This window comes from Pedobacter panaciterrae (assembly GCF_013204795.1).
Classification (GTDB): domain Bacteria; phylum Bacteroidota; class Bacteroidia; order Sphingobacteriales; family Sphingobacteriaceae; genus Pedobacter; species Pedobacter panaciterrae.
Map to the genome: position 1 here is coordinate 159,990 of NZ_JABMKW010000016.1, position 11,893 is coordinate 171,882.

9 protein-coding genes and 1 tRNA gene are annotated in these 11,893 nt (G+C 38.8%); 3 read left to right on the forward strand and 7 right to left on the reverse strand.

Annotated elements, in window-relative coordinates; translation table 11 throughout:
* Positions 1 to 3: 3 nt before the first annotated feature.
* Positions 4 to 504: a SixA phosphatase family protein gene (locus HQN86_RS08675; protein ID WP_172660612.1), complete on the forward strand. Its 501-nt coding sequence runs from the start codon at positions 4 to 6 to the stop codon at positions 502 to 504.
* Here the strand turns inward: HQN86_RS08675 and HQN86_RS08680 are convergent.
* The 6 genes from HQN86_RS08680 to HQN86_RS08705 all read right to left on the reverse strand — a co-directional run bounded on the left by HQN86_RS08680 (position 501) and on the right by HQN86_RS08705 (position 7,845).
* On the reverse strand, positions 501 to 1,364 hold the full coding sequence (locus HQN86_RS08680; protein WP_172660613.1) for an AMP nucleosidase: 864 nt from the start codon (positions 1,362 to 1,364) through the stop codon (positions 501 to 503). The two genes, HQN86_RS08675 and HQN86_RS08680, sit on opposite strands and share 4 nt — an antisense overlap.
* 207 nt (positions 1,365 to 1,571) lie before the next feature.
* Positions 1,572 to 2,813 carry an ATP-dependent Clp protease ATP-binding subunit ClpX gene (gene clpX / locus HQN86_RS08685; RefSeq protein WP_172660614.1) on the reverse strand — a complete coding sequence of 414 codons (1,242 nt, stop codon included), beginning with the start codon at positions 2,811 to 2,813 and terminating at the stop codon, positions 1,572 to 1,574.
* Positions 2,814 to 2,815: 2 nt separating this feature from the next.
* Positions 2,816 to 3,511 (reverse strand): ATP-dependent Clp endopeptidase proteolytic subunit ClpP, encoded by a 696-nt coding sequence (gene clpP / locus HQN86_RS08690; protein WP_068890234.1) that lies wholly within the window; start codon positions 3,509 to 3,511, stop codon positions 2,816 to 2,818.
* Between the two features lie 217 nt (positions 3,512 to 3,728).
* Positions 3,729 to 5,075: a trigger factor gene (tig, locus tag HQN86_RS08695; RefSeq protein ID WP_172660615.1), complete on the reverse strand. Its 1,347-nt coding sequence runs from the start codon at positions 5,073 to 5,075 to the stop codon at positions 3,729 to 3,731.
* Positions 5,076 to 5,145: 70 nt separating this feature from the next.
* Positions 5,146 to 5,227: transfer RNA gene (locus HQN86_RS08700), tRNA-Leu, on the reverse strand.
* A 479-nt stretch (positions 5,228 to 5,706) separates the two neighbouring features.
* Positions 5,707 to 7,845 (reverse strand): prolyl oligopeptidase family serine peptidase, encoded by a 2,139-nt coding sequence (locus HQN86_RS08705; protein ID WP_172660616.1) that lies wholly within the window; start codon positions 7,843 to 7,845, stop codon positions 5,707 to 5,709.
* 131 nt (positions 7,846 to 7,976) lie between these two features.
* Between HQN86_RS08705 and HQN86_RS08710 the strand changes: the two genes are divergently transcribed.
* Entirely contained in the window at positions 7,977 to 10,424 is a 2,448-nt protein-coding gene (locus HQN86_RS08710) for a M1 family metallopeptidase (RefSeq protein ID WP_172660617.1), read from the forward strand.
* Between the two features lie 47 nt (positions 10,425 to 10,471).
* On the forward strand, positions 10,472 to 10,996 hold the full coding sequence (locus HQN86_RS08715) for an OmpA family protein (RefSeq protein WP_172660618.1): 525 nt from the start codon (positions 10,472 to 10,474) through the stop codon (positions 10,994 to 10,996).
* A 41-nt stretch (positions 10,997 to 11,037) separates the two neighbouring features.
* Here the strand turns inward: HQN86_RS08715 and HQN86_RS08720 are convergent, their stop codons facing one another.
* A complete protein-coding gene (locus tag HQN86_RS08720; RefSeq protein ID WP_172660619.1) occupies positions 11,038 to 11,835 on the reverse strand; it encodes an ABC transporter substrate-binding protein in 798 nt (265 codons plus the stop codon).
* Between the last annotated feature and the right edge of the window lie 58 nt (positions 11,836 to 11,893).

The following is an 11,893-nucleotide window of genomic DNA, read 5'->3' on the forward strand; positions in this document are numbered from 1 at the left end:
TATATGAAGCAATTGCTATTAGTAAGACACGGTAAATCAGATTGGGCCAATTCCCATCTTTCAGATTTCGACAGGCCATTAAATCCAAGGGGACACAGAAATGCACCAGAAATGGCGTCAAGGATACTTCAAAAAAACCTTGTTCCGCAATTATTGGTAAGCAGCCCTGCTTTAAGAGCAATTACTACCGCCAAACATTTTTCGCAAGTATGGCACAAATCTCCTGATCAAATCAAAGAAGAAACTGCTATTTATGAAGCTGATGTGAACACCCTTTTAAAGGTTGTAAACAAGCTGAATAATAAATATGACAGAGTAGCCATATTTGGGCACAACCCGGGATTTACAGATTTTGCAAACTACTTAAGTGATGCAAGTATCTATAATATCCCTACCTGTGGAATTGTTATGATAGAATTTCCTACAGATGACTGGGCTGAAGTTAGCCACTTTGGCGGAACGCTGATTGAATTCGATTCCCCCAAAAGTACTGATGGTGACTAAAAATGAAGGTGCTTAACAGTAAGTCCGTTATTAATTAGTTGCATTAACGAATCTACCCCTATTCTTAAATGAGTTTCCACATAATTAGTGGTTACACTGCTATCGCTTTCGGCAGTTTTTACGCCTTCCGGAATCATTGGCTGATCAGAAACCAGCAGTAAAGCTCCGGTAGGTATTTTATTGGCAAATCCAGTGGTAAAAATAGTTGCGGTTTCCATATCTACTGCCATTGCACGTAAGCCTTTCAGGTATTTCTTAAAGTTCTTGTCGTGCTCCCAAACCCTGCGGTTGGTGGTATAGCAAGTTCCTGTCCAATAATCTCTCGAGTGATCTCTTATTGTTGTTGATATCGCTTTCTGCAAAGCGAAGGCAGGTAATGCCGGTACTTCTGCAGGCAGGTAATCATTTGATGTCCCCTCGCCTCTTATCGCTGCTATAGGCAAAATCAAATCGCCCAATTGGTTTTTCTTCTTTAACCCTCCGCATTTGCCTAAAAACAAAACTGCTTTAGGAGAAATTGCGGTTAGCAGATCCATCATAGTAGCCGCCATCGGGCTTCCCATACCAAAATTGATAATGGTAATTCCATTTGCAGTTACGCTTTGCATCGGCTTATCTAATCCTAAAATAGGTGCATTGCCGTTCCACTCAGAGAACATTTGCACATATTTACTAAAATTTGTTAGCAAGATGTATTGTCCAAATTCTTCTAATGGTCTGCCGGTATATCTTGGCAACCAGTTCTTAACAATCTCTGATTTAGATTTTAAACCACCTTTTACAGGAGATTCAATTTCTTTAGTTTTTTTTGCTTTCGCTACTGCTTTTTCATCTTTTTTTACGTCTTTTTCTTCGTTCATATATTTATCCTTTCTTTATTATTCTTTTTTTGAGGTGTATGCTAAACTTCTGTTATCCACTTAAGTATGAGCCCGTCATCCTAAATCTTGTAGTCTTCGGCTACTTCTTCGTCATCTCTCCTATCGTCGAGATGACGGCTTGGCGTGCCTACAACCTTAACCAATATATTAAAAAAAAATCCCCGGTAAAACCGGGGATTTAAATTTCTAAGCAGCTTTTAACTTTTTAAAGTCGGCCTTCTCAAATTTCTCCACGGCATAGTCGAGTGAAATACTCAATTCCTGGACACTCGCGTCCGATGGTATTTCAAACATCGCATCAAGCATAATCGCTTCGCAAATAGAGCGTAAGCCCCTTGCACCAAGTTTATATTCCATTGCCTTATCAACAATGAAATCTAAAACCTCATCTTCAAATACAAGCTTTACATTCTCATATTCGAATAGTTTCACATACTGACGCAACAATGAGTTCTTAGGCTCAGTAAGAATGTTGCGTAAAGCCTGCTTATCTAATGGGTTAAGGTGCGTTAAAACCGGCACACGACCAATAAGCTCTGGTATTAATCCAAATGATTTTAAATCCTGAGGAGTGATATACTTGTACAGGTTTTTAAGATCCAACTCTTCGTCGTCCTTTTTAACTTTGTAACCTACAGCCTGTGTACGCAATCTGTTCGCTATTTTACGTTCAATACCATCAAATGCACCCCCGCAAATAAACAAGATGTTATTCGTGTTCACAGGGATCATCTTCTGATCAGGGTGCTTACGACCACCCTGAGGCGGAACGTTTACTACAGTACCTTCTAAGATCTTCAACAAGGCCTGTTGTACACCTTCTCCCGATACATCTCTGGTGATTGAAGGGTTATCACTTTTACGTGCCACCTTGTCAACCTCATCGATATAAACGATACCACGTTCTGCCGAAGCCACATCATAATCAGCCGCCTGCAATAAACGTGTTAATATGCTTTCAACATCCTCTCCTACATAACCTGCTTCGGTAAGCACCGTTGCATCGCATATACAAAAAGGCACATGCAATATCTTTGCAATGGTTTTAGCCAGTAAAGTTTTACCTGTTCCTGTTTCGCCTACCAGCATGATGTTGGATTTTTCAATCTCAATCTCGTCAGCTTTATCAATCTTCTGACTCAACCTTTTATAGTGGTTATACACTGCCACAGAAAGTACTTTTTTAGCATCATCCTGACCAATAACATACTGATCAATATGCGCTTTAATTTCCTGTGGTTTTAACAAGGTGATCGAAGGATCTAAAGCTTTACCTTTTTTGCTGCCCAGCTCCTGTACCAGAAGCTGATTCGCCTGAGCAACACATTTATCACAAATGTATGCATCAAGCCCTTCGATAAGCATTAAAGTATCCTGCTTACCTGAGCCACAAAAAGAGCAACGCGATTCTTTATTTTGTTTAGCCATTTTTAATCTTTCTTACTACTGGCAACCAGTACTTCATCAATCATTCCAAAACCTTTCGCCTCCTCAGCTTTCATCCAGTAATCACGGTCTGAAGCTTTTTCTACCCACTCATAAGATTGTCCGGAATGATTAGAAATGATATCGTACAATTCCTTTTTTAATTTTAGCATCTCCCTAAGGTTGATCTCCATATCTGAAGCCACACCCTGAGCACCACCAGAAGGTTGGTGAATCATTACACGTGAGTGAGGTAATGCAGCACGTTTTCCTTTAGCTCCTGCTACCAATAAAACCGCTCCCATTGAAGCCGCCATACCGGTACAAATTGTAGCCACATCAGGAGTGATGTACTGCATGGTGTCGTATATACCTAAACCGGCATAAACTGAACCACCTGGTGAATTGATATAAATTTGAATGTCTCTATTGTTATCTGTCGACTGTAAAAACAACAATTGAGCTTGTATAATGTTTGCATTTCCGTCATAAATAGCATCACCTAAAAAGATAATCCTATCCATCATCAAACGAGAGAAAACGTCCATTTGCGCTACATTAAGCTGGCGTTCTTCAATGATATAAGGTGTCATGCTTTTTGGAGAGTTGTTTGTTGCTCCAATAAAACGATCAACATTTAAACCGTTTATACGGTGATGTTTAACTGCATATTTTCTAAACTCGTCTTTATCTATTTTCATAAGTTCCTATTTTTCTTTTATCTGTTATGGAGCTTCCTCAGGAGGTTTCAGAAGTTCTTATTTTCTAATATTTGTCACCAAAGTAGCTAAACTAAATTGGTAATTTATTGTGGCATTGTAAAATTTGAATATCTTTTATATAAATAAGGCGGCCTTAATAAAGCCGCCTTATTCTTAAAACTATAAAATTAATTGTGTTTGCTGTTACCAGCCTTTCTTATTTTAATTCTATAAATTTATTATAAGCTATTTCTTTTTGGTCTAAAGTAGCAACTGATTGAATGTGTTCGAAAACTTTAATCGCTTTTACTTCATCAAAAATACGGTTAGCGTTGTCTTTCTCTTTAAGGAAAGTAGCAGTATACTGAGCCAATTGATCTTCCGGCATCGGAGCTGGACTGTACATTCTAAATTGTGCGTCTAAACGTTGTTTTGCTGTTTGGAAAACATCTTCATATTTAATCTCGATGTTATTGTCTTTAATCAATTTGTTTTCGATTAAAGTCCATTTCAAGTTTTTAGCGAAATCATCATAACCTTCAGCTAATTCTTCGTCAGTTAGTTTTTCGTTAGTAGCTTTTAACCATTTACGTAAAAACTCATCTGGCAAATCAATTTTAACACTGTCAGTAAGTTTAGTATACATATCGTTTTGTAATTTACGATCTGCATCTTGCTTAAACATGCTTTCGATTTCTTCTGTAATTCTGGCAGTAAAACCAGCCTCATCAGTTACTTCACCTGCACCAAATAATTTATCAAAGAACTCTTGATTTAAATCAGCTTCCTCTAAACGGTTTACATTTTTAACCGTTGCCTGGAATTTTGATTGTAGGTCTTTGGCATCTTCCTCGCTGATGTTTAATAATTTGGCTATTATAACCTCATTTTTATCAAAAGCTTTTTGAACGTCAAGCGTAACTACATCATCCTTTTTTAAACCAATTAAAGATTTTAAAATCTTTTTATCAGTAACCTGATCTAAACGAATAGATCCTGTTTGTGTAATGCCACCTTCAAAAACTGAACCATCGGCAGAAAGTTGTGCTAATTCGGCATAAAGTACGTCTTCTTCTGCCGAAACTTCAGGGTTTGTCATTTTGCCATAGCTTTTGCGGATGTTTTTGATACGCGCAGCTAAAGTTTCTTCGTCAGCTTTAACAACATATTGAGTAAACTTGTCTTTAGAAGAAAGGTTTAAATCAATAGCAGGTGCTAATCCTAATTCATAATCAAATTCAAACTCGTCTGTATAATCCCATTTGAATTCTTTAGAATCATCCATCACAGGCAAAGGCTGACCAAGAATTTCTACTTTATTATCAGTTAAGTGTTTGTTTAAAGTTTCGCTTAACAGATTGTTGATTTCTTCTACAAGAATACTTCTGCCATACATTTTTTTGATGTGAGCAGGAGGAACCATTCCTTTACGGAACCCAGGAAGGTTTGCTTTTTTAGCTTGTTCTTTTATAGTCTTATCAACCTTTTCAGTATAATCTTCAGGTGCAATTTTAATTTTTACAACTGCGTTTAAGTCGTTAATTTTTTCCTGTGTAATGTTCATCTTTCTGAATCAATATTTTTATAACCGTCTTTATATAAAAATTCCCCCGTGTTGCGGGGGAACTTTTGTGTGCGGAAGAAGGGACTCGAACCCCCACGCCGTGAAGCGCCAGATCCTAAGTCTGGTGCGGCTACCAATTACGCCACTTCCGCAGTTAGGATTGTTTTAGGACTGCAAAGATAGAGATAGTTTTCAATTCTCAAAACCCTTTTCAAAATATTTTCAATAAATATTTAATACCCCTCTGCCCTATTCTCATTACTTACTCACCATCAAAATTTCACCCTTCTGATAACCAGCAAAATACATTTGAAATTTTTAATGCATCAATAAATTTCATGAATAAAAAAAAATTAAAATATTTTTTCATTTAACTGTTTTCCGGTAGAGTCGTCGCTAGTTTTCGATCAAAAAGCCATGAAGACATACTCGTTATCCTGAAATCGTGCTATAGCACATGCTGTCGTCGAGATGACGAGCGTATTAGAATGACGCTTAGTACTAACTAATCACCTCCTGTATAGCCAGAGCAGGAGGCGACATTGCTTATCAGGACGTGACATTCTTTTATTGCCCCACCCCTCTTACCATCCGAGAAACCCAGGAGTTGTGGGTGCATCTCTTGTTTCAGTTACCTATATCCCAAGCCCATATTGTAGAATAGAAAGGCCCATTTGTCGGCAATCTCTTCAATAGCTTTATCTGTCGGTTTACCGGCACCATGCCCGGCGTTGGTCTGTATACTGATCAGCACCGGTGCATCACCTCCCTGCCGCTCCTGCAAGGTTGCCGCAAACTTAAAAGAGTGCGCCGGTACAACCCTGTCGTCATGATCGGCAGTAGTAACCAATGTTGCGGGATATTTACCTCCTGCTTTTAAAGCATGCACGGGCGAATACTTATGTAAATACTCAAACATCTCTTTTGAATCTTCCGACGTCCCATAATCATAGCTCCAGCCTGCTCCTGCCGTAAATTTATGGTAGCGCAACATATCCATTACCCCAACGGCCGGAAATGCTACCTTAAACAGCTCTGGTCGCTGCGCCATGGTAGCTCCAACCAACAACCCGCCATTTGAACCACCCATTATTGCCAGGTAATCTTTAGAAGTATACTTAGTTGAAATCAAATACTCCGCCGCAGCAATAAAGTCGTCAAATACATTTTGCTTTTGGAGTTTAGTTCCTGCAAGATGCCATTTTTCGCCATACTCGCCACCACCACGCAGATTAGGGACTGCATAAACACCTCCCTGCTCCAGTAAAACAACTACAGAAGTACTAAACGCAGGAGTTAAACTAATATTAAAACCTCCGTAACCATATAACACAGTAGGATTTTTGCCATTTAGCACTAGTCCTTTTTTATAGGTAATGATCATTGGCACCTTAGTGCCGTCTTTAGAAGTATAAAATATCTGTTTAGACTCGTATTTTGATGGATCGAAATCGATACCCGGCTTTTTATAGACTTCCGATTGGCCTGTAGTTACCGAATATTTAAAAATTGTAGTTGGATAAACATAGGACGTAAAGGTATAAAATAGCTCTAGCTCCTTCTTTTTACTGCCAAAGCCAACAGATGTACCTATCCCGGGCAACTTAATTTCGTGTTCCAGTTTACCGTCCATACCATACTGCAATACCATCGAAACTGCATCCTTAATGTAATTAGCAAATAGCTTACCTCCACCGGTTGATGGGCTTAATACATTTTCTGTTTCTTTGATCAGGTCTTTCCAGTTTGCAGGTTTGGGATCGGCAGCATCCACAGTAACGATGCGTCCATTTGGCGCGTCAAGGTTTGTATATATGTACAACTTGCTGCCAATATTATCAATGATGCTATGGTTTTGTTCAAAATTATCGACCACAGGGATAATGGCAGAATTGGCCACAGAAAGATCCTTTATGTACAACTCATTACCTGATGTAGAATTAGCAGCAGAGATAATCAAATAGCGTTCATCTTCTGTTAAGCCTGCACCAATATACCTGCGTGGAGTTTTTGCACCTCCAAATACCAGCTGATCGTCTTTTTGCGGCGTTCCCAGTTTATGGAAAAACAATTTATGTTGTTCTGTTAACCCTGATAGCTGGCTTCCCTCTTTAGGTTTATCGTAGCTGCTGTAATAGAAGCCGGTATTGCCTTGCCAGGCTATACCAGAGAATTTTACGTCAATAAGTGTATCGCCAATAATTGACTTATCGGCTGCGTGCATCACAACAACGCTGGTCCAGTCTGAACCTCCTGCCGAAAGCTGATATGCTACCAAACTTCCATCTTTAGAAAAACTGATGTCGGCCAATGAGGTGGTTGCATCTTTAGAAAACGTATTTGGATCCAGAAATACTTCAGGCTCTCCGCCTTCCTTTTGACGATACAGAAGGCTTTGGTTTTGCAAACCCGTGTTTTTATAGAAATAAGTATAATCGCCTTCTTTAAATGGCTGAGAATACTTTTCGTAATTCATCAACTTTGTTAATCGTTCTTTTATGACTTTTCTGAAAGGAATTTGGGCCAGGTACTTTTGGGTTACTGCATTTTCTGCTTTTACCCATGCTTTGGTATCCTCTGCACGATCATCTTCCAGCCAACGGTACGGATCTTCTACTACAGTTCCAAAATAGGTGTCTTTTATGTTTTCTTTCTTTGTTTCCGGATAAGTTATTGCCATTTTTTGTAATGTATTGTTTTTTTGAGCCTGAGCAAAAATAGGGAACATAATGACAAGTGCGATCAGGCTGTTTTTAAATGTTGTTTTCATAGCCAAAATTGTTTTACCTAAAATTTAATATTGAGATTATGTTCATAAAATTAAACAAAAAATACGCACACAACACTGTTACTTTTCTTTATTACTACGAATACGTAACTTGGGCGCTTTAATTAACTTTAATGAAGAACTTATTTTGCAAATCGGCCAGGGTTGGACTGGCACTCATGTTAACTTCCATCGGTGTTTGGGCTCAGGCCCCTTACCATGCATCATCTACAAAAATAAATGCATTAGTGCACACAAAATTAGATGTAAAGTTCGACTACTCAAAACGCCATCTAATTGGTAAAGAGTGGGTAACATTAAAGCCTTACGCCTACCCAACAGATTCGCTAACCCTAGATGCTCAGGGCATGGATATCAGAACTATTGCATTAGTAAATGGGAAAAACCTGCAAACGTTAAAATACACTTACGATGAAGAGCAGCTAAAAATACAGCTGGGAAAGAAATTCTTACCAGGCGAAGCCTACACCATTTTTATTGATTATACAGCAAAACCTGATGAATTAAAAGTAAAGGGCAGCGCTGCCATAACAGATGCAAAAGGTCTTTATTTTATTAATCCAGACAGTGCGGTTAAAGGGAAGCCGGTACAGATCTGGACGCAGGGCGAAACAGAAGCGTCTTCTGCTTGGTTCCCCACTATAGATAAACCAAATCAAAAAACTACAGCCGAAATTAGCATTACTGTGCCGGCTAAATACGTAACCTTATCAAACGGAAAACTGGTAAGTCAGCTAAAAAATGCCAATGGAACCCGTACAGATACCTGGAAAATGGATCTGCCACATTCTCCTTATCTATTTATGATGGCAGTTGGCGATTTCAAAATCTATCGTGATAAATGGAACAGTAAAGAAGTAAACTATTATCTGGAACCTGCTTACGCGCCTTATGCCAAACAAATTTTTGGGCTTACCCCAGAAATGATAGACTTCTATTCTAAAACACTTGGTGTTGACTATCCCTGGAATAAATATAGCCAGATTGTAGTTCGTGATTACGTAAGCGGTGCAATGGAAAATACCACTGCCACCTTACACGGTGCTTACGTACAACGCACACCAAGAGAAATGCTTGATGAAAATTTCGGACAGGCAGAAAGCACTATCGCGCACGAATTGTTCCATCAATGGTTTGGCGATTATGTTACGGCTGAAAGTTGGAGCAACTTAACTGTAAATGAATCTTTTGCCAACTATAGCGAATATTTATGGGCAGAACATAAGTATGGAAAAGATGCTGCCGATGCGCACAATTATGAAGACATGAGCCAGTATCTAGGTTCTAAAAAAGAAGCTTTAAAGAACCTGGTACGCTTTCATTATGCCGATAAAGAAGAGGTTTTTGATGCGGTATCTTACCAAAAAGGCGGTCGCATTTTAAACATGATGCGCAACTATTTGGGCGATAAGGTTTTCTTTAAAGGCTTAAATATCTATCTGAAACAAAACGCTTTTAAAAATGGTGAAGCTCATCAATTACGCCTGGCCATGGAGGAAGCTAGTGGACAGGACATGAACTGGTTCTTTAACCAATGGTATTTTAATGCCGGTCATCCGAAAATAAGTATAGACTATGCATGGGATGAAAGCGCGAAAACTCAAAAAGTAACACTTAAACAAACTCAGGCGGGAGATCCTTTTACCTTACCTATGGCCATAGATGTGTATACCGGGGCCAATAAAAAGCGTTATCAGGTAACATTTAAAGATGCAGTACAGACTTTTACATTTGCCAGTGCAACTAAGCCCGACCTTGTGAATGTTGATGCCGATAAAGTTTTATTAGCTGAAAAAGACGACCATAAATCCTTAGCCGAGTTTGCATTTCAATATGCACACGCTCCTTTATTTATGGACAGACTTGAAGCGATAGAAGCCGCTGGAAAAAACAAAAAAGATGCAGAAGGTGCAAAGGTTTTACTTTCGGCATTAAACGACAAGTATTATACGTTAAGAATGCAGGCAATAGATTCAATTGCGGCAGATGATTCAGAACTTTTTAAAACAGCAATGCCTGCAATTCAAAAACTTGCCACTTCTGATCCGAATACCCTTGTACAGGCACAGGCAATTTCCATTATAGGAGGCAATAAAAATGCTGCTGATTTAGCATTGTTCAAAAAAGGGCTTGAAAGTAAATCGTATGCCGTTCAGGGATCATCATTAATGGCTCTTGCTTTACAACAACCTGAAGAAGCCCTAACTGTCGCTAGAGCGCTTGAGAAAGACAACAAAGCATCACTTACACAAGCAATTGCATTTGTTTATTCAAAATTTGGTTCAGAGAAAGAATTACCTTTCATTACCGAGAAATTTACAGCAATGTCTGCTCAGGAACAGATAGAGATGATTCCTGCTTATGTAAACATATTAGGCAAGGTTAGCGACATTAATGAGCTAAAAAAGGGAGTTGATCTTGTTAAAGCCATCGGATTGAAATACAAAAGCTATGGCTACAATAAATATGTTACTAACTTCCTGCTGCAACTTAAAAAGCAAAAACAGGGAGACCAGGCTGCTTTGAGCTATACTGACAGCGCAATTGATGAATTGAAATAACAAACAGCAAATTGAATTAACACAAACTTTATATACAAACCACACAAATGACAAAGAAAACCATCTTATTTTTGGCGCTTTTAGTTAGCGTAACACTCTCGTGTAAAACCGTTAAAAAAGTTATTCAAGCTCCTCCTTCTGCGGTAGAGAAACCAACGGGTGATACTGAGCTAGACAACATTAAGAAAGATCTTCCTGAAAGTCAGGTAGAGCGTACTGATGCCGGAATTAAATTCACATTTAGTTCAGAGATATTGTTCCCTACCAACTCTTCGTATTTAAATGAAGGTTCAAAAAAGAGTATTGCTGATGTTGCTAAAGTTTTAAAACATAAGGACGCCAACCGTCAAATTCTTATCGAAGGACATTCGGATAAAACTGGGACCGCAAAATACAATCAGTGGTTATCAGAAAAACGTGCAGTATCTGTTAAAACTTACCTGGTTAGTTTAGGTATTAACGGAGATAGAATTCAAACTTCAGGTTTAGGTGATACACAGCCTATTGCAGATAACAAAACTAAAGAAGGACGTTTAAAAAACAGAAGAGTTGAGGTTACCTTGTTGAAGTAAGAACAACTGTTAAAGATAAATAATTCAACCCAGCCGGCCGGTTAATAAAGTTGCTTTTGAAGCTGAAACAGATACTGAACTGCTTTAACCAGTCGGCTACCATACCAGGAGAACATTTCTCCATCAACCAGCATTACTTTAGCCTCAGGTACTACAGCCCTGATTTCTTCAAGGTGTGCTTCTTTGAAGGGATAGGGCTCTGAGGATAAAAATATAAGATCGGGCTTTAATTTAGCCAGTTCATTTAGTTTAATTTCAGGATACCGCTTCTCTTTAATTACATTGCTAAGGCCATTTAATGCCAATATATTATCTATAAAGGTATCTCTGCCAGCCAACATATATGGTTTTTTCCAGATCAGGTAAGCCACTTTTTTATTGATTCCGTTTTGAACGGCCAAGGTTTGAAGATCATTAAAGCCTGCACTGATCAGGTGATTTAAATAGGAGGCCTCTGGTTGCCTGTCAACCAGTTCACCTATTTGGGCAATGCTCTTCTTTGCATCTTCCAGCGTATAAATATCGCTCATCCAAACAGGATAATCCTCCATCAGTTCTTCGATCTGCGATTGCTCATTCTCTTCTTTATTACCGATGATGAGGTCGGGATTTAAATCCCTTATTAGCTGGATATTTAGTTTCTTAGTCCCTCCTATTTTGGTACGCTCTGCAAACTTTTCAATGGGATGAATGCAAAATTTAGTAAGTCCGATGATTTCCTGATCAAGCCCAAGCTCGAACAACAGTTCTGTCTGAGAAGGCACTAAAGAGACGATCCGCTTTGGCGGATAATTGATTAAAATTTCTCTGTTCAGCTGATCGGTAAAACTGCGTTGCATGATGCAAAGATAGTTGCATTATGCGTAATTTAAAGCAATCGTCGAGGACGAGACGGCG